The 22,368-nt window shown below is 45.0% G+C and carries 25 protein-coding genes and 1 riboswitch; of the genes, 14 read left to right on the top strand and 11 right to left on the bottom strand.

Features of this window, described 5'->3' with window-relative positions:
* Window positions 1–54: 54 nt before the first annotated feature.
* Window positions 55–393 (bottom strand): translation initiation factor, encoded by a 339-nt coding sequence (locus tag ACYQ0C_RS18705; protein ID WP_016278579.1) that lies wholly within the window; start codon window positions 391–393, stop codon window positions 55–57.
* Window positions 394–510: 117 nt separating this feature from the next.
* On the opposite strand from ACYQ0C_RS18705, the gene ACYQ0C_RS18700 reads away from it, so the two are divergent.
* The 3 genes from ACYQ0C_RS18700 to ispF are packed head-to-tail and all read left to right on the top strand — an operon-like array spanning window position 511 to window position 2,262.
* Window positions 511–1,161 carry a redox-sensing transcriptional repressor Rex gene (locus ACYQ0C_RS18700; protein WP_016278578.1) on the top strand — a complete coding sequence of 217 codons (651 nt, stop codon included), beginning with the start codon at window positions 511–513 and terminating at the stop codon, window positions 1,159–1,161.
* A gap of 4 nt (window positions 1,162–1,165) precedes the next feature.
* Window positions 1,166–1,783: a fumarylacetoacetate hydrolase family protein gene (locus ACYQ0C_RS18695; RefSeq protein WP_016278577.1), complete on the top strand. Its 618-nt coding sequence runs from the start codon at window positions 1,166–1,168 to the stop codon at window positions 1,781–1,783.
* Window positions 1,780–2,262 carry a 2-C-methyl-D-erythritol 2,4-cyclodiphosphate synthase gene (ispF, locus tag ACYQ0C_RS18690; RefSeq protein WP_016278576.1) on the top strand — a complete coding sequence of 161 codons (483 nt, stop codon included), beginning with the start codon at window positions 1,780–1,782 and terminating at the stop codon, window positions 2,260–2,262. The genes ACYQ0C_RS18695 and ispF overlap by 4 nt, the downstream gene beginning before the upstream one ends.
* Window positions 2,263–2,268: 6 nt before the next feature.
* Here ispF and ACYQ0C_RS18685 read toward each other — a convergent pair whose 3' ends face one another.
* Window positions 2,269–3,159 (bottom strand): 1,4-dihydroxy-2-naphthoate polyprenyltransferase, encoded by an 891-nt coding sequence (locus tag ACYQ0C_RS18685; RefSeq protein ID WP_016278575.1) that lies wholly within the window; start codon window positions 3,157–3,159, stop codon window positions 2,269–2,271.
* A 72-nt stretch (window positions 3,160–3,231) separates the two neighbouring features.
* Between ACYQ0C_RS18685 and ACYQ0C_RS18680 the strand changes: the two genes are divergently transcribed.
* Complete coding sequence (locus ACYQ0C_RS18680; RefSeq protein WP_016278574.1) at window positions 3,232–4,062, top strand: metallophosphoesterase; 831 nt, start codon at window positions 3,232–3,234, stop codon at window positions 4,060–4,062.
* A gap of 236 nt (window positions 4,063–4,298) precedes the next feature.
* Window positions 4,299–4,769 carry a DUF3836 domain-containing protein gene (locus ACYQ0C_RS18675; RefSeq protein ID WP_016278572.1) on the top strand — a complete coding sequence of 157 codons (471 nt, stop codon included), beginning with the start codon at window positions 4,299–4,301 and terminating at the stop codon, window positions 4,767–4,769.
* A gap of 193 nt (window positions 4,770–4,962) precedes the next feature.
* Here ACYQ0C_RS18675 and nadD read toward each other — a convergent pair whose 3' ends face one another.
* From nadD to ACYQ0C_RS18655, 4 genes are read right to left on the bottom strand one after another with little or no spacing between them, the layout of a single operon-like run.
* Window positions 4,963–5,538, bottom strand: a complete 576-nt coding sequence (nadD, locus tag ACYQ0C_RS18670; RefSeq protein WP_016278571.1) for a nicotinate (nicotinamide) nucleotide adenylyltransferase — start codon at window positions 5,536–5,538, stop codon at window positions 4,963–4,965.
* Entirely contained in the window at window positions 5,520–5,702 is a 183-nt protein-coding gene (locus tag ACYQ0C_RS18665; RefSeq protein WP_016278570.1) for a hypothetical protein, read from the bottom strand. The genes nadD and ACYQ0C_RS18665 overlap by 19 nt, the downstream gene beginning before the upstream one ends.
* A gap of 4 nt (window positions 5,703–5,706) precedes the next feature.
* Entirely contained in the window at window positions 5,707–6,276 is a 570-nt protein-coding gene (gene gmk / locus ACYQ0C_RS18660) for a guanylate kinase (RefSeq protein ID WP_016278569.1), read from the bottom strand.
* Between the two features lie 41 nt (window positions 6,277–6,317).
* Window positions 6,318–7,193, bottom strand: a complete 876-nt coding sequence (locus ACYQ0C_RS18655) for a YicC/YloC family endoribonuclease (protein ID WP_025077056.1) — start codon at window positions 7,191–7,193, stop codon at window positions 6,318–6,320.
* 95 nt (window positions 7,194–7,288) lie between these two features.
* Between ACYQ0C_RS18655 and tsaB the strand changes: the two genes are divergently transcribed.
* From tsaB to rseP, 7 genes are read left to right on the top strand one after another with little or no spacing between them, the layout of a single operon-like run.
* Complete coding sequence (gene tsaB / locus ACYQ0C_RS18650; RefSeq protein ID WP_016278567.1) at window positions 7,289–7,978, top strand: tRNA (adenosine(37)-N6)-threonylcarbamoyltransferase complex dimerization subunit type 1 TsaB; 690 nt, start codon at window positions 7,289–7,291, stop codon at window positions 7,976–7,978.
* A 46-nt stretch (window positions 7,979–8,024) separates the two neighbouring features.
* Window positions 8,025–8,651, top strand: coding sequence for a DUF4290 domain-containing protein (locus ACYQ0C_RS18645; RefSeq protein WP_016278566.1), 627 nt, complete (start codon window positions 8,025–8,027; stop codon window positions 8,649–8,651).
* 18 nt (window positions 8,652–8,669) lie between these two features.
* Entirely contained in the window at window positions 8,670–9,974 is a 1,305-nt protein-coding gene (gene murA, locus ACYQ0C_RS18640) for a UDP-N-acetylglucosamine 1-carboxyvinyltransferase (RefSeq protein ID WP_016278565.1), read from the top strand.
* Window positions 9,975–9,980: 6 nt separating this feature from the next.
* Window positions 9,981–10,499 (top strand): ribosome maturation factor RimM, encoded by a 519-nt coding sequence (gene rimM, locus ACYQ0C_RS18635; RefSeq protein WP_016278564.1) that lies wholly within the window; start codon window positions 9,981–9,983, stop codon window positions 10,497–10,499.
* A gap of 18 nt (window positions 10,500–10,517) precedes the next feature.
* Window positions 10,518–11,375 (top strand): M23 family metallopeptidase, encoded by an 858-nt coding sequence (locus ACYQ0C_RS18630; protein WP_016278563.1) that lies wholly within the window; start codon window positions 10,518–10,520, stop codon window positions 11,373–11,375.
* A 7-nt stretch (window positions 11,376–11,382) separates the two neighbouring features.
* Window positions 11,383–12,531: a 1-deoxy-D-xylulose-5-phosphate reductoisomerase gene (locus ACYQ0C_RS18625; RefSeq protein WP_016278562.1), complete on the top strand. Its 1,149-nt coding sequence runs from the start codon at window positions 11,383–11,385 to the stop codon at window positions 12,529–12,531.
* Between the two features lie 56 nt (window positions 12,532–12,587).
* Window positions 12,588–13,931 (top strand): RIP metalloprotease RseP, encoded by a 1,344-nt coding sequence (gene rseP / locus ACYQ0C_RS18620; protein ID WP_016278561.1) that lies wholly within the window; start codon window positions 12,588–12,590, stop codon window positions 13,929–13,931.
* A 572-nt stretch (window positions 13,932–14,503) separates the two neighbouring features.
* Here rseP and nrdG read toward each other — a convergent pair.
* The 4 genes from nrdG to ACYQ0C_RS18600 all read right to left on the bottom strand — a co-directional run bounded on the left by nrdG (window position 14,504) and on the right by ACYQ0C_RS18600 (window position 19,681).
* On the bottom strand, window positions 14,504–14,962 hold the full coding sequence (gene nrdG / locus ACYQ0C_RS18615) for an anaerobic ribonucleoside-triphosphate reductase activating protein (RefSeq protein WP_016278560.1): 459 nt from the start codon (window positions 14,960–14,962) through the stop codon (window positions 14,504–14,506).
* 5 nt (window positions 14,963–14,967) lie between these two features.
* Entirely contained in the window at window positions 14,968–17,244 is a 2,277-nt protein-coding gene (locus ACYQ0C_RS18610; protein WP_016278559.1) for an anaerobic ribonucleoside triphosphate reductase, read from the bottom strand.
* Window positions 17,245–17,274: 30 nt separating this feature from the next.
* Window positions 17,275–17,457: riboswitch (cobalamin riboswitch) on the bottom strand.
* Window positions 17,458–17,538: 81 nt separating this feature from the next.
* Entirely contained in the window at window positions 17,539–18,174 is a 636-nt protein-coding gene (gene trhA, locus ACYQ0C_RS18605; RefSeq protein WP_016278558.1) for a PAQR family membrane homeostasis protein TrhA, read from the bottom strand.
* Window positions 18,175–18,178: 4 nt separating this feature from the next.
* The gene (locus ACYQ0C_RS18600) at window positions 18,179–19,681 is read right to left on the bottom strand and encodes a CCA tRNA nucleotidyltransferase (RefSeq protein ID WP_016278557.1); all 1,503 of its coding nucleotides are present in this window, start codon (window positions 19,679–19,681) and stop codon (window positions 18,179–18,181) included.
* A gap of 17 nt (window positions 19,682–19,698) precedes the next feature.
* Between ACYQ0C_RS18600 and ACYQ0C_RS18595 the strand changes: the two genes are divergently transcribed.
* Window positions 19,699–20,523, top strand: coding sequence for a hypothetical protein (locus tag ACYQ0C_RS18595; protein WP_016278556.1), 825 nt, complete (start codon window positions 19,699–19,701; stop codon window positions 20,521–20,523).
* A gap of 85 nt (window positions 20,524–20,608) precedes the next feature.
* On the opposite strand, the gene ruvA is transcribed toward ACYQ0C_RS18595, so the two are convergent.
* Window positions 20,609–21,202, bottom strand: a complete 594-nt coding sequence (gene ruvA, locus ACYQ0C_RS18590; RefSeq protein ID WP_016278555.1) for a Holliday junction branch migration protein RuvA — start codon at window positions 21,200–21,202, stop codon at window positions 20,609–20,611.
* Between the two features lie 175 nt (window positions 21,203–21,377).
* On the opposite strand from ruvA, the gene ACYQ0C_RS18585 reads away from it, so the two are divergent.
* Complete coding sequence (locus tag ACYQ0C_RS18585) at window positions 21,378–22,277, top strand: diaminopimelate dehydrogenase (protein WP_007831351.1); 900 nt, start codon at window positions 21,378–21,380, stop codon at window positions 22,275–22,277.
* Window positions 22,278–22,368: the final 91 nt, after the last annotated feature.

Below are 22,368 nucleotides of genomic sequence, written 5' to 3'. Positions count from 1 at the left end.
CGCAATTATAGAAGGAAGGGACTGTGTGACAACAGTCCCTTTCTTTTTCCTGATTTATTTGGTCTGGGTATATCCTTCCGCTCTCAACAACTCGATGACCCGTTGCTTGAACTCTCCTTGGATAAGGATTTCCCCGTCTTTGACTGAACCGCCTACCCCACATTTGGTTTTCAACAATTTACCCAATTCTTTCAGGGCGTCTTCTGTGCCGATGAATCCGTTGATTAATGTCACAGTCTTGCCACCCCGCCCTTTCTTTTCTATATTGACGCGGAGCTTTTGTTGTTTTTTATCTAATGTTTCGGACTCTTCCTCTTCAACGTTTTCGTACTTGAAATCAGGATTTGTGGAATAAACCACATTCAAACGTTCTTTCCAATCGTTATTTTTCATGTGAATTTTGCTTAAATGAATACTCAAAGATAAGACTTTTTTTATACTCTACCCGTCAATGTAACAAATAAAAGTGTACTTTTGCAAATTACCTAATGATAATACCTAAAGAAAAAGATGGATATACGTATGCATAAATTCTCGGATAAAGTGCCTGAGCCGACTTTGCGCAGACTTCCGTGGTATCTTTCGAATGTGAAACTGATGAAAGAGCAGGGAGAAACGTATGTGTCTTCTACCCAAATATCCAGGCAAATCAACGTCGATGCTTCCCAGATAGCGAAAGATCTTTCTTATGTAAACATATCCGGCCGTACACGTGTGGGGTATGAGATTGATGCGTTGATAGAGGTGCTGGAGCGTTTTCTGGGATTTACCAAGATGCATAAAGCTTTCTTGTTTGGTGTCGGTAGTCTGGGAGGCGCTTTGTTGCGCGATTCGGGCCTGCATCATTTCGGATTGGAGATAGTAGGTGCGTTTGATATTAATCCCGAACTGGTAGGAAAGGAAATAAATGGAATTCCTATTTATCATTCGGATGAATTTGAAACAAAAATGAAGTCCTGTGATGTGAACATCGGGGTGCTGACAGTCCCCATTAATATAGCACAGGAGATAACAGATAAGATGATAGCGGGTGGCATTAAGGCGGTATGGAACTTTACGCCGTTTCGTATTCGTGTGCCGGAAAATATTGTGGTGCAGAATACATCGCTTTATGCCCATCTGGCTGTAATGTTTAACAGATTAAATGTAATTCAAGAATAATAATATGAAGATTATAGCCGTAGGAATGAACTACGTTGCACATTGCCACGAGTTGCATGCAGATGAAAATCTACCGGAAGAACCGGTTATTTTTATGAAACCGGATTCGGCTCTGCTGAAAGACAGCAAGCCGTTTTTTATTCCCGATTTCTCCCGGCAGGTGGATTATGAAACGGAGTTGGTGGTGCGTATTAATCGTTTGGGAAAGAATATTGCTCCGCGTTTTGCCAGTAGGTATTATGATGCGGTGACGGTAGGAATTGATTTTACGGCGCGTGATCTTCAGCGGCGGTTTCGGGAGGAAGGCAAGCCTTGGGAACTATGCAAAGGATTTGACAGCTCGGCTGCTATTGGTGATTTCGTGCCGGCAGACAGATTCAAGGATATACAGAATTTAGACTTTCATCTGGATATAGATGGGAAAACGGTGCAGAGAGGTAACACAGCGGATATGTTGTTCAAAGTGGATGAGATAATCGCGTACGTCAGCCGGTTCTTTACATTAAAGATTGGAGATTTGATCTATACAGGAACTCCTGTAGGGGTAGGTCCGGTCAGTATAGGACAGCATTTGGAGGGGTATCTGGAAGGTGAGAAATTATTAGATTTTTATGTAAGATGAAAATAAGGGTAGGATTCGGATTCGATGTGCACCAGTTGGTGGCAGGGCGTGAGTTATGGCTCGGAGGAATAAAATTGGAGCATGAATTGGGATTGCTGGGGCACTCGGATGCCGATGTATTGATTCATGCCATTTGCGACGCCTTGTTGGGAGCGGCCAATATGCGTGACATAGGTTATCATTTCCCTGATACTGCGGGAGAGTTCAAGAACATTGACAGCAAGATTTTGTTGGCTGAAACCGTGGATCTGATTGCGACGAAAGGGTATAAGGTGGGTAATGTGGATGCAACAATCTGTGCCGAGCGTCCCAAGTTGAAAGCACGGATTCCGGAAATGCAGTCGGTGCTTGCCCGTTTGATGAGGGTGGATGTGGATGATGTTTCCGTAAAGGCTACCACTACAGAGAAACTTGGGTTCACAGGCAGGGAGGAAGGTATTTCCGCTTACACCACTGTATTGATAGAGAAAGCGGAATGAGTTGGGTTATAGGATAAGCCCGGATGCCAGTAGTATTCCGAATAGCAGCATGTTGCGGGATGTTTCCCCCAGTATGCTGTTCAGTTCTTTTCCCTTGCTGATTTTTACCATTCTTTGCCATGCCATGAAGTGGGGCAGCAGATAAATTTGGGGCAGTAAGGCAGCCCAGATGTGCCCGGTCGGAATAAACAACAAGCAAAGCCATGCGGCGGTTAATCCCAAAAATAAGTATAACCGCTGTCCTGTCTTGGCTCCCCAGCGTACCACAATTGTTCTTTTTCCGCTTTTCGCATCCTGATCGCGGTCGCGGTAATTATTCACCATCAACAAGGTGTCTATAATCAGTCCGCAAGCCAGGGAAGCGAGAGTCACGTTCCAAGTCCAGTCACGACACATCACATAGTAGGTGCAGCCTACCGGTACAAACCCGAAAAAGACAATGACCAGTATGTCTCCCCATCCGTGATAAGCCAGCGGGTAAGGCCCTGCTGTATAAAGAAAGGCGAATAAGATGCATAAGATTCCGACGGGAATCATTTCAAATCCTCCATAAGCCAATAGGCATGCTCCTGTCAGGCAGGCTGCTGCTGTGGTCAGGGCGATTCCTTTCCTCATGGCGTCCAGTGTGATCCAGCCTTGTGCGCAGGCACGTTCGGGACCCAGACGGTCTTCCCGGTCGCTGCCTTTCAAGTAATCAAAGTAATCATTAATGAAGTTGGCGTCTATCTGCATCAGAAAAGCGAATAGAAAACAAAGCAATGCCGGTATCATCTGAAACCGGCCCTCTGCATAAGCCAGGGCACACCCCAGCAAAACCGGAGTGGCGGCTCCTGCCAGTGTCTTGGGACGGGCGGCCAGAAGCCATGCTTTTATTGAATTGACTTGAACTGTTCCCATGTCTTTTTATAATAAGGTTATGCAAAGATAAGACAATTAATTTCATATCTTTGTCTCCAAATAGAAAGGATTATGAAGAAACAGCTTCTTTTTCTGCTTTTGGCGGTTGTTTTATTGTCTTCTTGCGCTACAGCCACCTTGTCCGAGTTCCCGGGAGTAGGCCGTGTGAAGCGGTATGATTTTTATAGTTATGATCTTCCGCCGGCTTTCGACGGGTTCAGGATAGGGTTTGCTTCGGATTTTCATTATGAGAGCCGTTTGAAAAAAAACGATCTGAATAGTGTTGTGCGGGCATTAAAGTCTGTACATGCCGATGCTTTGCTGTTGGGTGGGGATTATCGTAGCAAGAAAGGTGGAAACCTGGACACTTTGTTCGCTGCGTTGAGCAGGGTTTATACACCTTACGGAACATTTGCCGTGATGGGGAATCATGATTATGACTATTGTTATTCTGAAGTAGTGGAGGCTATGCGGAAGAATCATGTGCGGTTGATGGAACACAACAGTTATAAGTTGATGAAAGACGGCCAGCATATTATAGTAAGCGGGGTGCGCAATCCGTTCGATTTGAAGAAAAACGGTGATTCTCCCTCCCAGCATTTCCCGGCGGATGACTTCGTGATATTACTCACCCATACACCGGATTATGCGGAAGATACGAATGTTTCGAATGCCAATCTGGTGTTGGCTGGACATACGCATGGCGGTCAGGTAAGTTTGTTCAAAAAGTATTCGCCGGTAAAACATTCCATCTATGGGAACCGTTTTCTCACTGGCTGGAAAGAAAACAGTCAAGGTACTCCCGTTATTATAACCAACGGGTTGGGAACCTCACGCATTGATGTCCGTTTGTTTACTCCCAGTGAAGTGGTCCTGGTGGTTTTGCATCGCGTTGAAAAATAGAAAAATTAGATTCGGTTGTTCGTCAATAACGTACAGGGTGTTCATTATCGGACACCCTTTTTTATTTGCTTGTGCTGATAATCAATATATTATCGTTGTGGCATGTACTTTGCATTTTATAAAATGAAGCAGTTCAATAAAAAATAGCAGAAATGCTGCAACGTTTTTAGAGTTGCTTGCGTCTAATAGATAAAGACACAAATAAACACGAGTTACAAACATTAAAATAAAACATTATGAAAACTACAATGATTACTAAAGCGATGATGGCAGTCCTTTTTGCAATGGCAAGTGTATTGACAGTGAATGCAGCCGAACCTGTTAAGGTTACCAATGAAGAGATGGAGAATGGCCGTGTATCAGCGAAGGTGGTTTATGAACAGGAGGGTACCTTTCTGACTCCGGAGTATCGTTTTGAGTTCAGATACAACGATAAGGGACAAATTGTTGAAAAGAAAAGTATGAAATGGAATGGTACGAGTTGGATGAATTATTATTGTATGAAAGTTGCGTACACAAACACAGAAGCGTATATTGATTATTCTTTGTGGAACAAGGATAAAAAAGCGTTTGTCCTTACTCAGAAATATGTATATACGTTGGATGAAGCCGGGAAGTTTCTGGCATGGCACTCCTACAAAAAGGAAATGACCGGGTGGGAGTTGAACGGATTGATAAATAATGAAGTATTGTTGGCAAAACGTTAAAGGAGTGCGTCCTTTGAATTTTAGATTAAATAATTGATGTGTTTTTTCCCTGGGGAGCTATGGCTGTGTCTTCCCGGGGATTTTTTTAGTCTGTCTTTTCCCTTATTGATGCAATCACACTACGCCTTAAAATTATAATTAAACAGGTCTCTTGTAAATTCATCAGACGGCAAAGGTAAATTTAGATCGCTTCTTAGGATTTCTTCAGCCGCTCGTACACCGCCGGATGCAGGAAATATCGTACATCCCGCCCTTCGGCCAGCGCCTGTCTGATAAAAGTGGAGCTGATTTCCAAGAGCGGAGTATCGACTAATTGTACGGAAGAGGGAAGAGTGCCCGGATCAATCATGAAGCCCGGACGGGGATAGACCATTACTTGGTGATTCTTTAAAATCTCCTCAGCCTTGTACCAACGGGGGAAAAGATGCCAATTGTCTGCTCCGATGATAAGAATGAATTCCCTGTCGGGATAGGCTTTCTGTAAAGCATCCAAGGTATGTATGGTATAGGAGGGACGGGGAAGATGAAATTCGAAGTCGGAAGCCCGGAATTTGGGATAATCCGCAATGGCCAGTTTTACCAGTTCCAATCGCAGATTATCATCCCATAAATCCGTCTGTCGCTTTAATGGATTGTGAGGAGAGACCAAGAACCATAGTTCGTCCAGCCCGCTATATTCACACAGGTAGTTGGCAAGTGCCAGATGCCCTATGTGGACAGGATTGAACGAACCACCAAAAATGCCGGTCTTTATCTTATACTTTTCCATTTATTGTAATTCCATACTTGTCCTACAGTGACGATGCCCATGGCTATGGCAATAATGTATTGTTCCATTACCATAGCGATGATGCCCACTGCAAAAGCTATGATGCCGATGAGGATACAAAGTATCAACATTCTTCGAGCCAGTTTTTTCGGATCTTTGATCATCATCTTATTTTTTTATAAAATCTTGAATAACTTTCAGCGCTTCCGCTTTTGCTTTCTCCAAATCATCATTTACTATCACAGTGTCGAATTTATCGGCAAACCCCAATTCGAATTCCGCTTTTGCCACCCGGCTTTCAATCACTTCGGGGGCATCGGTGCCGCGACCTGTCAGACGCTTACGGAGCTCTTCCACACTGGGGGGTTGGATGAAAACAGACAGTGCACGGTCTCCATAGTATTTTTTGATATTACATCCGCCCACTACATCAACGTCAAAAACCACATTCTGTCCGGCTTCCAGTTGTTTTTCCACCTGTGCTTTCAGCGTTCCGTAGAAACGGTTTTCATACACTTCCTCATATTCCAGAAACTCGTCATTGGCAATGCGTTGCTTGAATTCTTCCGGAGATAGGAAAAAATATTCCACACCATGCCGCTCTTCTCCGCGGGGAGGACGGCTGGTGGCGGAAATAGAGAAGGACAGATTCAGGTTTTGTGTCAACAGATAGTTGATAATGGTTGATTTGCCTGAACCCGAAGGGGCTGAAAAAATGATAAGTTTTCCTGTTGCCATATTTTATTCTTTTATGAAAAATCGCCCGGTGTGTGGGACGGTTACATTACGTTTAATACCTGCTCTTTGATCTGTTCCAATTCATCCTTCATCTGTACCACGATATTCTGCATCTCGGCATGATTGGATTTGCTGCCGGTGGTATTGATCTCGCGCCCCATTTCCTGTGCTATGAAACCAAGCTTTTTCCCTTGGCCGTGACCACCGGCCATGGTTTCACGGAAATATTTCAAATGGTTGGCAAGACGTTGCTTTTCTTCGTTGATATCCAGTTTCTCAATGTAATAGATCAATTCCTGTTCCAGACGGTTCTTGTCATAATCCACATTGATGGTTTTCTCTAATGCATCCGTAATGCGCTCACGTATCTTGGCTACACGTTCTGTTTCGTAGGGTTCGATGGATTTCAACAAACTCTCAATGTTGTCTATCTTTTCGTTGAATTTCTTTTCCAGGGCGGCACCTTCCTGCTTGCGGAAATCCACCAAATGGCTGATGGCCTCTTCCACTACCTGGCGGACTACTTCCCATTCTTCTTCCGAAAGTTCCTGAACATCGACTTTGGTCAGTACATCGGGCATCCGCAGAAGAGTTGCGAACCAATCTTCGGGCATCGGTATATGGGTGGTTTCGGAGATGGCCTTTATCTGATTGTAGTAGTTTTCTACAAGGGCGGCGTTGATGGGAGTGGCTGTGTCCGAAACGTCTTTCTCTACCCACAGGCTGAAATCAACTTTGCCGCGCTCCAGTGATTTGGAAACCATATTGCGGATTTCTATCTCTTTCTCACGGTATAAAGGAGCGATCCGTGTCGATAAGTCCATTGCTTTACTGTTCAGAGACTTGATCTCTACGTTAATTTTCTTTTCTCCGAATATAGCGGTTGCTTTACCGTATCCGGTCATTGACTGTATCATAACTAATATGTTTTTTTGCAAAAGTAATCTTTTTATGGAAATGAAGTATAAATAAAAGTGTATATTTGCAGATTATATTATATAAGTAGAGCATTATGTCGTGTATTTTGCATATTGAAACTTCAACAGAGGCCTGCTCTGTTGCCGTCAGCGAGGATGGATTGGCGGTGTTTTCCAAAGAAGATTTGAAAGGACCTTCACACGCCGTGCAGCTGGGCGTATTCGTAGATGAGGCTTTATCGTTTGTCGACAGTCGTGGTATGCCGTTGGATGCAGTGGCTGTGAGCTGCGGGCCTGGTTCGTACACGGGTCTGCGCATTGGCGTTTCTATGGCGAAGGGCATTTGCTATGGACGTAATCTGCCGCTTATCGGACTTCCTACCTTGGAGGTATTGTGTGTGCCGGTGTTGCTGCATCATGATTTACCCGAGGATGCGTTGCTCTGCCCTATGATAGACGCACGTCGCATGGAGGTATATGCGGCTGTTTATGACCGTGCGTTGAATGTGAAAAGAGAAATAGCCGCCGATATTGTTGATGAGCATTCTTATTTGGAGTTTCTGAATGAACACCCGGTTTATTTCTTTGGCAACGGGGCTGCCAAATGCCGTGAGAAAATTACTCATCCCCATGCTCATTTCATTGATGATATCCGTCCGTTGGGCAAATGGATGTTCCCATTGGCGGAAAAGGAAATGATAAGACAGAACTTTAAGGATGTGGCTTATTTTGAGCCTTTCTATCTGAAAGAGTTTGTAGCTTCCAAACCCAAAAAGCTTTTGTAATATCCAATGGACAAATTAGTGCATAAATTATAAATTTTAGATATATATGGAGTATAATACTCAACAACGAACTTTACCCCTTCCCGAATATGGTAGAAGTGTGCAGAACATGGTGGATCATGCCTTGACTATCGAGGATAGAGCTGAGCGCCAGCGTTGTGCGAACACGATTATTAATATTATGGGCGGTATGTTCCCGCATTTGCGGGATGTGCCTGATTTCAAGCATAAACTATGGGATCATCTGGCTATTATGGCCGGTTTTAAACTGGATATTGATTATCCGTATGAGATTGTGAAGAAAGAAAATCTGGAGGTAAAACCCGATATGTTGCCTTATCCGCATAATGGGATCCGCTACCGTCATTATGGCCGTATTCTGGAGAACATGATTAAAAAGGCGGTGGACTATCCGGAAGGTGAGGAAAAGAAGCAGCTGATCAGTCTGATCGCAAACCACATGAAGAAATGCTTCCTTAACTGGAATAAAGACGGGGTGGAAGACCAGAAGATTCTGGACGACCTTCGTGATTATTCTAAGGGGGCGATCAATCTGAACCCTGAAGATCTGCGTTTGAATGAGCAGCAACGGGTTTATGTTCCACGCAGGCCGCAACAGAACAACAATCAGCGCAGACCGCAACAAAACAACAATCAAAGAAAGAAATATTAATTCCTAAAAACTGATACCATGGCTTCGTTTGTAATTGAAGGAGGACATAAATTGCACGGTGAGATATACCCGCAAGGTGCTAAAAATGAAGTGCTGCAGATTCTTTGTGCCACTTTGCTGACTTCGGAAGAAGTGACAGTGACTAATATTCCGGATATTCTGGACGTGAACAACTTGATCCAGTTGTTACGTGATATGGGGGTCAAGGTGTCGAAAACAGGAATTGATTCGTATGCGTTTAAGGCTGACACGGTGGATTTGAACTATCTGGAGAGTGATGAATTCTTAAAGAAATGTTCCAGCCTGCGGGGATCGGTCATGTTGGTTGGCCCGTTGGTGGCCCGCTTCGGCAAGGCTTTGATTTCAAAGCCGGGCGGTGATAAGATTGGCCGTCGTCGTCTGGACACTCACTTTATCGGCATACAGAAGCTGGGGGCTTGCTTTAATTATGATGAGGAGCGAAGTATTTTCAGCATTTGTGCGGATCATTTGGAAGGCACTGATATGTTGCTGGATGAGGCTTCTGTCACCGGTACGGCTAATATCGTGATGGCTTCCGTCCTGGCAAAGGGCAAGACGACCATTTACAACGCTGCCTGTGAACCTTATTTACAGCAGCTTTGCCGCATGTTGAACGGCATGGGGGCGAAGATTACCGGTATTGCATCCAACTTGCTCACTATTGAAGGAGTGGAAAGCCTGCATGGTTGCAGTCATCGGGTATTGCCCGATATGATTGAAGTGGGCAGTTTCATCGGAATGGCTGCCATGACAGGAAGCGAGCTGACCATCAAGAATGTATCGCATGAAAATCTGGGTATTATCCCGGAGAGTTTCCGTCGTTTAGGAATCAGGGTGGAACAGCGGGGAGATGATCTCTTTATCCCCGAGCAGGAACATTATCAGATAGAGTCGTTTATTGACGGTTCCATTATGACCATAGCGGACGCTCCCTGGCCAGGGCTGACTCCCGACCTGCTCAGTGTGGTGCTGGTGGTGGCTACCCAAGCGAAGGGCAGCGTGCTGATTCATCAGAAGATGTTTGAAAGCCGCCTGTTCTTTGTGGACAAGCTCATAGATATGGGAGCGCAGATTATATTATGTGATCCTCATCGTGCTGTTGTGATAGGGCATGACCGTAATTTCCAGCTTCGTGCCGGAAATATGACTTCGCCCGATATCCGTGCCGGTATCGCTTTGCTGATAGCGGCAATGAGTGCCGATGGTACCAGCCGCATACACAATATAGAGCAGATAGACCGGGGATATCAGAATATAGACCAGCGTTTGAATGCGCTTGGCGCACGCATTACTAGAATTTAGAGAATCATGATTAAGAAAGATGAAGTTTTCAAGATTGGTATATTCAACAAACCGCATGGAGTGAAAGGAGAAATCTCATTCACTTTTACCGATGATATTTTTGACCGTGCGGAATGTGAGTATCTGGTCTGTCTGTTGGATGGTATATTTGTGCCTTTTTTTATTGAAGAGTACCGTTTTCGTTCGGATACTACCGCTTTGGTAAAGCTGGAGGGGGTGGATACCTCAGAAAAGGCCCGTATGTTTACGAATGTAGAGGTTTATTTCCCCAAGAAATATGCCGATGAGGAGGAAGATTCGGAGGATATACCTACCTGGAACTATTTTATTGGTTTTAAGGTGGAGGATGTGAATCATGGTGGGTTAGGCGAGATTGTGGCGGTGGATGACAGTACGATGAATGTCCTTTTTTCCATTGAGAAAGACGGTGAGGAACTTTTGTTGCCTGCCCACGAGGAATTTATCATCCAATTGGATAAGAAAAAGCGTTTGCTGACGGTCGAAGTACCTGATGGCTTGATATAAATAGAGAAGGTGCGCGCGATGAAGAAAAAAGGAAAGAAAGCGTTTTGGCATAATTTCAAGTTTAAGTATAAACTGACGATAACCAATGAAAACACGTTGGAGGAGATTGTGGAATTGCACGTTTCCAAGCTCAATGGTGTGTCTGTATTGCTGTCTGCCGTAACGGTAATTTTCCTGATTTCGGCAACTATCATTGTATTTACTCCTTTACGTAACTATTTGCCGGGATATATGAACAGTGAGGTGCGTGCGCAGGTAGTGACCAACGCTCTGCGGGCTGATTCATTGCAGCAAGTAGTGACACGGCAGAATATGTATATCATGAATATTCAGGATATATTTAGTGGAAAAGTAAAAGCGGATACGGTTCAGTCTATTGACTCTCTGACTATTCTTCGTTCTGATTCTTTGATGGAGCGCACCAGACAGGAAGAAGAGTTCCGCAAGCAGTATGAAGAATCGGAACGGTATAATCTGACGGCCGTTAATGATAATAATGCCGCTTCCGGATTGATATTTTATCGTCCCACACGTGGCATGATGTCATCAAATTTTAATTCAGAGAACAGGCATTACGGAGTGGACATTGCTGCCAACCCTAACGAAAGTGTGCTGGCGACATTGGATGGGACAGTGATTCTGGCTACTTACACAGCAGAAACTGGTTATGTCATTCAGATACAGCACGGACAGGATTTTGTGTCGGTGTATAAACATTGTGGTTCGTTATTAAAGAAAGAAGGCGATCCGGTGAAAGGTGGTGAAGCTATTGCACTGGTAGGAAACACCGGCGAGAAGACTACCGGTCCTCATCTGCATTTCGAATTGTGGCACAAGGGACGTGCGATTGATCCCTCAAAATACATTGTATTTTAACAACATTATGAAAAAACAAATAGCGATATTAGGTTCTACCGGCTCTATCGGTACACAGGCTTTACAGGTAATAGAGGAGCATCCTGATTTATACGAGGTCTATGCACTGACTGCCAATAACAGCGTCGGTTTATTAATAGAACAAGCCCGGAAGTTCATGCCTGAGGCGGTGGTGATAGCCAATGAGGAGAAATATCTTCAACTGAAGGAGGCGTTGAGCGATCTGCCTGTCAAGGTCTATGCGGGAGCGGATGCGCTCTCTCAGATTGTGGAATCACAACCTATTGACATTGTTCTGGCTTCTATGGTAGGCTATGCCGGGTTGCGTCCTACTATAAATGCGATAAAGGCAGGTAAAGCTATTGCTTTGGCTAATAAAGAGACACTGGTTGTGGCCGGCGAGTTGATTAATGCGTTGGCAAATCAGTATCATACAGCTGTACTTCCCGTGGATTCGGAACATTCGGCTATCTTCCAGTGCTTGGAAATAAATAACCGGTTGGAGAAAGTGATATTGACAGCTTCGGGAGGACCGTTCCGTACTTATACTATGGAGCAGTTGCAGACAGTGACCAAGGCACAAGCTTTGAAGCATCCCAATTGGGAGATGGGAGCGAAGATAACCATTGATTCGGCTTCCATGATGAACAAGGGGTTTGAAGTGATTGAGGCTAAATGGTTGTTCGGAATGCGTCCGGAGCAGATTGAGGTGGTGGTACATCCACAGTCTGTCATTCATTCCATGGTGCAGTTTGAGGATGGGGCTGTGAAAGCACAATTGGGCATGCCCGATATGCGTCTGCCTATTCAATATGCTTTTTCGTATCCGGAGCGTGTGAAATCTTCTTTTGAACGGTTGGATTTCGCCCGTATAACAGACCTGACTTTCGAACAGCCTGATACCAGACGCTTCCGTAATCTGGCGTTGGCATACGAAGCTTTGTATCAGGCCGGAAATATGCCCTGCATAGTGAATGCGGCTAATGAAGTGGTGGTGGATGCTTTTCTGAAAGACAAGATATCTTTCCTGGGTATGAGTGATGTCATAGAACAGACGATGGGCAAAGTCGCTTATATCAAGGAACCGACTTATGAAGACTATGTGGCTACTGATGCTGAAGCCCGTAGGATGGCGTCATCCCTTTTGCCATCTTAAGCGATAGCTGGCAAAGAATTATGTTAATTATAAATTATAAAATAGTAAATAGCTAGATGGAAACATTTTTGATTCGTGCCCTTCAACTGATAATGAGCCTTTCGTTATTGGTCATTATTCATGAGGGAGGACATTTCCTTTTTTCACGTCTTTTTAAAGTAAGAGTAGAGAAGTTCTACATATTTTTTGATCCGTGGTTTTCTTTGTTCAAATTCAAGCCGAAGAACAGTGATACGGAATATGGTATCGGATGGGTGCCTTTGGGAGGGTATGTGAAGATCTCGGGGATGATAGATGAGTCTATGGATACCGAGCAGATGAAACAACCTGCCCAACCTTGGGAATTCCGTTCAAAACCGGCCTGGCAGCGCTTGCTTATCATGGTGGGTGGTGTCTTGATGAATTTCTTGTTGGCTATTTTCATCTATTCCATGATTTTATTTCATTGGGGGGATTCCTTTGTCTCGTTGCAAGATATGACATACGGGATGAAGTTCAACGAGCGTGCTCAGGAAATAGGTTTCCGTGACGGTGATATCCTTCTTCGTGCAGACGAGAAACCATTGGAACGTTTCGGGATGGATATGCTTCGCGATATAACCGAGGCGCGTGTCGTGACAGTATTGCGTGATGGTAAGGAAACAGATGTATATATGCCTGAGATCAGCCTGCTGGATATAGCAAAGGACGATCCGATGTTTGTTACCGCTCTGACTCCTAATGTGGTTGATTCGGTGATACCGGGGGGGGGGCTGGATAAGGCCGGCATACAGAAAGGAGACAGTCTGATCGCTGTCAACGGCGAGATGCTGAATTCATGGAATGCATTGGTGGAAAAACTGGATAAAATGCAGGCTGCAGCGGAAGCTGCAGGAGATAAAAGTGCTGTTATGCAAATGGTCTATTCGCGTGGCGGATTGCGCGATACAGCTACCGTGCGTACGGACTCGCTGTTCAGAGTGGGGGCGATATTTTCTTCATTGGCTGATTATAAAGAAACAATCCGTGAATATGGGTTCTTTGAATCTTTCCCCGCAGGAGTGCGATTAGGGGTGAATACATTGAAAGGATACGTGAACGATATGAAATATGTGTTCACCAAAGAAGGGGCCAAGAGCGTAGGTGGTTTTGGAACGATAGGAAGCATTTTCCCGAAAGTATGGGATTGGCATCGTTTTTGGGAAATGACTGCTTTTCTGTCAATCATCCTTGCGTTTATGAATATTCTGCCTATTCCGGCATTGGATGGCGGACATGTGCTGTTCCTGCTTTATGAAATTATAGCCCGTCGTAAGCCGAGTGACAAATTTATGGAATATGCGCAGATGGTCGGTATGTTTCTGTTGTTTGCCTTGCTCATCTGGGCGAATTTCAATGATATCATGCGATTCTTGTTCTAGGTTTGCACTACAGAAAAGGATACGGCATTTTTTGTAAAGTGCAGATAGAAACGGATTTCCGCAAAGATTGAATCAATCGTCTTTGCGGAAATTTGCGTTTATTATATTGTTTCTCTTCTGTGGTGAAAAAAAGACATAAAAAAAAGAGCGAAAGTTCTTATCAAACCCGCTCACATCCTGAAGAACCCCCCTCCATAAATGGGGTTCTTTTCATCTTTCTCGTCTCAGTTGTGTTATCCTCTTCTTGTACCTAAAAAAAACAACTCTTTTAATACCTATTAAACTAATCTCCTGAAAACTTTCTTTTTCTAATTACCTTAAATCTTACTACTAATACCTTTCTAATTCAATCTTTTTTTACCTAAATCTAATACCTTGATTAAAATCTTTACCTTAATACTTAATACCTAATTTTGTTCTTTTCTTTATTAACTTAATATTTGGTTTCACAACCACATTGCAAAGGTACGGCTTTTCTTGATATTAGCAAGTGAATAGATGCTGAAAAACATAAAAAAGGCTGAATTCATGATATATATCAAGAAAACGCCCTTTTTTGTTCCTTTTTTGTGTTATCGCACACGGATGATGCGCTGGTTGCTGCTTCCCCGAAATTCCAGATAAGGGGAGTATAAATCAGGTTCGAACCGCCCGTCTACTATGACATCCACATAATCCAGTATTGGTTTTAACATTTCATCGTTTTGTATCTGTTCAAACGTATATCCTGTATAGCACCAGATGTTTTGTCCGGTAGCTTCTTTGATCTGTTTGATCAATGCCAGGAAGTCTTGGGGATGGTAAAGTGGGTCTCCACCGGAGAAGGTAATGCCATCCAGCAATGGATTGGCGTTTATTTCGCAGATTATTCTTTCTACTTTTTCCGGTGTGAGCGGAGTGCCTGCCGATGGGTTCCAGGATTCGGGATTCTGGCAACCGTGACAGTGGTGACGGCATCCGGCCAGATAGATGGAATAACGGATGCCTTCACCATCGACTATTGTTTCAGGATAGGTAAATAACAAGTTCATGCTGATTATCCATGTTTTACCCGGTCGCGCTCTTCGGCACGCTTGGCTGAGTTCCAAGTGCTGAGGTCGCCTGTCAAATAGCCGGTAATGCGACGCATACGCATTATATTCTCGCTTTGGCAAACAGGGCACTTGTCATAAATGACTCCTTTGTAACCGCAGGCTTGGCAAGTGTCAACGGGATGGTTGATAGAGCCGTAGCCAATGCCTTCGTCATGCATTACTTTTACAATTTTGGTTATGGCTTTTACATTTTTCTGGGCTTCTCCGTCCAGTTCCACGTAGGTGATGTGCCCTCCGCGGGTAATGGCGTGGAAAGGAGCTTCCCGTTTTATCTTTTCGGTAATGGTGATGGGTTCTTTTACATCTACGTGGAAAGAGTTTACATAATAGTCATTATCCGTCACTCCGGGAATGATGCCATATTTACGGCGGTCCATACGGGTGAAGCGTCCGGACAGTCCTTCGGCGGGGGTGGCGAGTACGGAGAAATTCAATTGATATTTCTGTTTGTATTCGTCTGCCACCTTGTTTATTTCTGTAACGGCTTCGAATAATGTGTCCCATGCTTTCTGGCTATGTGCGTGCCCTTCTCCATAAAGAGCCATCATGGCATTGTGTCCGCCTATGAAACCTATGCCCAAGGTGCCTTGGCGTAATACATCTCCCACTTGGTCATTGGGGGAAAGTTTTCCTCCGCCTTTCCACACATCATTTCCCATCATGAATGGGAATTGGCGTGCCAGGGCTGTACGTTGATACTGGTAGCGTGCATACAGTTGTTCGGCGATCAGTCCGGACAAAGCATGTACACTTTCTATGAAGATTTCTTTCGCTTTTCTTTCTATGGCTTCTTTCTTGCCTGATTCTTCCAGACTTTCCGCCTTGATGCGTGCTTCGATGGCCAGCCGGGGCATATTCATGGTGGTGAATGACAGATTCCCGCGTCCTAATGAGCCTTTCTCGCCTGCTACATTCTCGTAAACACGGGTACGGCATCCCATAGTCGCCAGTTCATAGCGGTAACGTTTGGGGTCATTGATGTCCCATTTCTCATTTTTATTATAAGGAGTATCCAAAAACATGAAATTGGGGAATAGGGCTTTGGCGGTGGTGCGGCAAGCTTTCAGGAACAAGTCGAAATTGGGAGCCTGGAATTCCATTTTGCCTTCCAGTGCCGCTTCAAAGTTCTCCATGGCTTTTTTGTAATCCTCTTCGGAGTAAGATACACCGTCTTTGATCTTGAATATCTGTATGGGGAAGACGGGGACTTCGCCACGGGTACCCAGACCTTCGATGGTGGCTTTCAGCAGTTCCTCTATGACCATGCGCCCTTCGGGGGAGGTGTCTGTTCCATAATTGATGGAGCTGAACACCACTTGATTCCCACCTCGCGAATGCATGGTGTTCAGGTTGTGGATGAATCCTTCCATGGCCTGATGTGTATCTTTGCGTGTCATGGCATACGCTTTCTCTTCAATTTTCTTGAGGGCTTCTGTTCCGGGTTCTTTTCCTTCTACTTCTATATAAAATTCGGTTAAAGTTTTCAGATGTTTGCGGAATGTCTTCCGTACCCCTTCCGCCATAAAGAAGTCGAAAGCGGGAATAGCCTGACCGCCGTGCTGCTCGTTCTGATTTGTCTGGAATATGATAGTGGCCAGAGTGGCATAACTTTGAATAGACTGGGGGGTGCGGATACTTCCGTTCTTGGTGCGGAAGCCGCGCTCGAACAGATCTTCCAGATCATATTGGATACAAGTGGTAGTCTTGGTGGGATAGTAATCCAGGTCATGTATATGTATGTCGCCCAATTGATGTGCTTCGGCATATTTTTTAGGCAACAGATATTTATAGGTATAGTCTTTTGTAACTTCCGAGGCAAAAGTCATCATCTGTCCGGCGGGAGTATGGCTGGACATATTGGCATTGCTCAGGTTGACATCATTCTTGTCAATGGCTACGATGCCGTCCATGATGTGCTTCATTTGCGTTTTACGGTCGCGTTCCGTATTCCGCCATTCGCGATAAATGATGTATTTCTTGGCCACTTCGGGACGTACTTTCATCAGTTCCTTTTCTACCAGGTCCTGAATCTCTTCCACACTGATGGTTGGAGATGCAAAATTGCTGATAACCCGCATGGTGATTTCAGCAATCAGTTTGTCCTCATTGTCAATTCCGGAGGCATGGAATGCCTTGCCGATTGCATTTTTAATTTTACTGATGGAAAAGTCTTCCCGCTTTCCATCCCGCTTGATAATACAAATCTCAGCGTAATTCATTGTTGGAAAAATTAATTGTTAATAAAAAAAACTTGGCTGTCCTTTCAGGCAGGTTTTCTGACTTATCTCTCCCTTGAAACGCCTTCCCGCAAATGTTTTTGTAGTGGCATATTGTTTCAGCTCAATGAGAATTACAGCAGCGGGTACTGTTGCTGATTTTCACGGCATTCCCTCTTAGAAGTGGTTAACTTCACCTTGTCGGACGGTTGCAAAGGTATAACTTTTTGGGAAACTTTCTGTTTAAAAAATGAATAAAAGTTTTCCAACACGGATAACTTGTTGAAGATGGGAAGGTTATAAAATGTACCATAATGCCATCATGTGGCAGATCGTTCCTCCCAATACAAACAGATGGAAAACGGAGTGCATATAAGGCAATTTGGGGAAGGAATAAAAGACAGCGCCAGTGATGTAAGACACTCCTTCGCCGATCAGCCAATAAATGAAAACAGGAGGTACATGTTGGCAGAGAGGCTTGAAACCTACAAAAATGCTGCATCCCATGGCTATATAACAAAGAGTTTCCAGGTTGCTGTGCTCTTTCAGGTTACCAAAACATAGAATGATTCCGGCAAGAGCACACAACCATACGAAACTAAGGATTCCCCATCCCCAACCACCAACTTCCCGTAAGACTGTCAGCATGATGGGAGAATAGCTTCCTGCGATATGCAGATAAATCGAAGCATGATCGAATTTGCGTAACACCTCGCGGTGAGGGGACGGCTTACTGGCATGATACCAGGTGGAGCTGATATAGGACGACAGCATACCGAATAGATAAAGCCACATGCCGCCTGCTGCCCACGCGTTGCCGCTTTTCATGGCGGCAAGCAGCAGATAACCGCCTCCGATGATACCTATCAGGATACCAGCACCGTGCGACAGGGTATTGGCCCATTCCTCTCCTTGGGTATAGTGTATAGCCAATTTCCTATAAGTTTTTCGGGGTTAATCCCATGTCTTTCGCTTTCTTCAGCATGTATTCTAAAGCAGCGTCATGTTCATTAGGAATGATGCCATCCAGTATGGCGTCCTTGATGGAACTTTTCAGACTGCCTATCTCGCGGCAGGGCTGCAGGTCGAATATCCGCATGATTTCTTCTCCGTCCACCGGAGGTTGGAAGTTGCGTATCCGGTCTTTTTCCTCCAGGTCTTTCAGCTTCTGGCGTACCAGTTTGAAGTTGTCCAGGAATTTTTGTTTTCGTGCTTCATTTTTTGACGTGATGTCCGCTTCGCACAGCATCATCAGGTCGTCAATGTCATTCCCGGCTTCAAAAAGCAGACGCCGAACGGCGGAATCGGTCACCACATCATCTGCGATAACAATGGGGCGCATGTGCAGGCTGACCAGTTTCTGGACATATTTCATTTTCTCGTTCATGGGCAGTTTCATCTTGCGGAAGATGTCCGGAATCATTTTTTCACCGATGAAGTTATGGTTATGGAAAGTCCAGCCTATGCGCGGCTCCCAGCGTTTGGTGCGTGGTTTGCCTATGTCATGCAACAGCGTGGCCCAACGCAGCCATAGGTTGTCGGTATGTTTGGAGATATTGTCCACAACTTCCAGGGTATGATAGAAGTTGTCCTTATGGGCACGCCCGTTCCGGGTTTCCACTCCTTGCAGCGCCACCAGTTCGGGAAAAATCAAAGGCAGCAGTCCGCAGCGGTCCAGCTCTATAAAGCCTTTGGACGGTATGGGGGCGAGCAGGATCTTGTTCAGCTCGTCGGCGATGCGCTCTTTGGAGATAATATGAATGCGTTCCTTGTTGCGTGACAGTGCTTCGAAAGTGGTGTCGTCAATATAGAAATTCAGTTGTGTGGCAAACCGGACACAACGCATCATGCGGAGCGGGTCGTCACTGAAAGTAATGTCCGGGTCCAGTGGCGTGCGGATGGTTCTCTCTTTCAAATCGTCCAGACCGTTAAAAGGGTCTACCAACTCACCGAAACGTGCTTTGTTCAGACACACCGCCATGGCGTTGATCGTGAAATCGCGTCGGTTCTGGTCATCCTCCAAGGTGCCGTCTTCTACTACGGGCTTGCGGCTGTCATGGCTGTACGACTCCTTGCGGGCGCCGACAAACTCCACTTCCGTATCATGGTATTTAACTTGTGCCGTGCCGAAGTTTTTAAAAACAGAAACGTGTGCTCCGCGCCCCAGCTTCTTGCCGAAGGCCTGTGCCATTTCAATTCCGCTTCCTACCACTACGACATCTATATCCTTCGAGGGGCGTTCCAGAAATATATCTCGTACATAACCTCCTACAACGTAACATTCCAATCCCAATTCGTCTGCCGTCTCGGAGATTAACTTGAATATCTTATTATTAAAATGTTCTTTTAGTTCCATATTCATCTTAAAGAGGGGCAAATTTACGATTTTTTGCGCAGGATAAGGAGAAATCACGCAATTAAATTGTATTTTTGCCTGCATATAAAACGATCAAGTACATGAAAAAGATAGGATTAGTAGCATTATTTGCCTTGTTGCTGGCCGGTTGCGATGATGGCGGCGAGAAGAAAGCGCAAGAAAATTTGCGTAAGGCTGAGGCGGCGTTGGAAAAAGAGAACTTTAATGAGGCCAAATTGCAGATAGACAGTATCCGTATCCTTTATCCGAAAGCGTTTGAAGCCAGGAAACAGGGAGTCAAGCTGATGCAGCAGGTGGATTTGAAAGAGCAGCAGAAGAGTCTGGTTTACCTGGACAGCATGATGGTGGTGAAACAAGCTCAGCTGGATTCTGTCAAAGGTAATTTTGTTCTTGAGAAAGATACTGCCTATCAGGAGGTGGGTAATTATTTTTATCCTACCCAGACGGTAGAGAAGAACGTAGGCCGTTCATTCTTGCGCGGACAAGTGAACGAGCAGGGGGAAATGTCCCTTACCTCTATTTATTGTGCAGGCGGCACTTTGCATCACACGGCGGTGAAAGTGAGTGCGGGGGATACTTTTGCCGAGACTCCCGCTTCGAAAGACAGTTATGAAACCACTGACTTGGGCCGTGCAATCGAGAAGGCCGATTACAAGATGGGGGAAGACGGCGGCGTCATCGCTTTTATTGTGGCTAATAAAGATAAGAATATCCAAGTTCAGTTTATCGGAGACCGTACTTACAAGACGGCCATGCAGCCCAATGACCGTAAGGCGATTGCGGAATTGACGGAACTGGCGCGCATCCTGTCCGGCATGGAGCAGATCCGTAAAGATAAGAAAGAAGCGAACTTGAAAATAGAGTTCGTGACTCGCAAAATGCAGGAACAGAAGGAAGAGAAATGATGTGAATCGGAACACAAACAAAGCGGATTTTGAAGAGATATCCCAAAGTCCGCATTGTCCGTGTCCCTTGTTTTATGTGCAGCCCTTACAATCGTTTCAGTGCCAGCTTGATCACTTTCTCCACCGGGGCGGCAGGCTCCTCTTTCAGTATGGCGGCCACTACCTTTTGTGATGCGGCCTGTGCGAATCCCAGCATGGTGAGTGCGGCGACAGCCTCGTCGTGAATTTCGGTATTGGCCGGGTTGGCGAACATTTCGCTGTTCACAGTCTCCATGCCCGAAGTGGCGATCTTGTCCTTTAAGTCCACGATGATGCGTTGGGCAGTTTTCAGGCCGATGCCTTTTACCGTTTTCAATAACTTGTCATTGCTGGAACTGATGACTCCGCACAGTTCGGAAGGGGATAAAGCCGACAGAATCATACGTGCCGTGTTGCCGCCGATGCCCGATACGGAAATCAGTAACAAAAATAACTCCCGTTCCTGTTTGGTCGAGAATCCGTAGAGTACGTAGGCGTCTTCCCGGATCGCTTCATAAATATATAGTTTCGTATTGCTCTGATTCTGAATGGCCGAATACGTATTCAATGAGATATTGATGCCATATCCCATTCCGTTACAATCTAAAACTACCATTGCCGGAGTGATCTCCGCAATATCTCCTTTAATATATTCTATCATGGTTGTCTCCTTTGAAATTTTACAGTTCTTTGCAAAAATAGGACATCTATCTTTTAAATTATAAGTTCGGCAAGAATATTTTTAAATTATTAGGCCGGAGTAAACAAAAAAACGAGGCAAAATGTTTATTTTTGCAGCCAATTAACAGATAATAGTAAACTAAACCCAATAAAAGATGAGAAAAATAAGAGCGGCCGTGGTTGGATACGGTAACATTGGTCAGTATGTAGTGGAGGCTTTGGAAGCTGCTCCCGATTTTGAGATTGCAGGTATCGTCCGTCGTAGCGGTGCGGAAAACAAACCTGCCGAGTTGGAAGCATACGCTGTTGTGAAAGATATAAAGGAATTGAAAGATGTGGATGTGGCTGTGCTGGCTACTCCGACCCGTAGCGTGGAAAAATATGCCAAAGAGATTCTGGCAATGGGTATCAATACGGTGGATAGTTTCGACATTCATACGCAGATCACTTCCCTGCGCCGTTCGTTGGACGAGTCGGCAAAGGCCGGTAAGGCTGTCGCTATTATTTCTGCCGGATGGGATCCGGGAAGCGACTCTGTAGTCCGTACGCTGCTGGAAGCCATCGCTCCGAAGGGCATTACTTATACCAATTTCGGTCCGGGACGCAGCATGGGGCATTCTGTAGCAGTCCGTGCCATTGACGGTGTGAAGGATGCTTTGTCCATGACTATTCCTGTGGGTACCGGTATCCATCGCCGCATGGTGTATGTGGAACTGGAGGAAGGTGCGGACTTCAAGACTGTGGAAGCTGCCATCAAGTCGGATCCTTATTTTGTAAATGACGAGACACATGTGAAACAAGTTCCATGTGTAGACGATTTGAATGACGTGGGTCATGGTGTCAATCTGGTTCGTAAAGGGGTGTCGGGCAAGACTCACAATCAGTTGTTCGAGTTTGATATGAAGATCAATAATCCGGCTCTTACCGCACAGGTACTGGTTTGCGTGGCACGCGCTTCCATGAAACAGCAGCCCGGATGTTATACCATGATTGAGGTTCCGGTAATTGACCTGTTGTGCGGTGACCGTGAGGAACTGATTGCGCACCTGGTATAAAGAGGTTTCCTCAAAAAGAACGATATTCTGAAAATCTCTTCTCCATTTTATTCCGGAGAAGAGATTTTTTTATTTCCTTTGTGCTCATAAA

The organism is Phocaeicola sartorii JCM 17136 = DSM 21941, assembly GCF_054653615.1.
The sequence above is the reverse complement of the archived record's forward strand: the minus strand, read 5'-3'. Positions and strand labels throughout refer to the sequence as shown.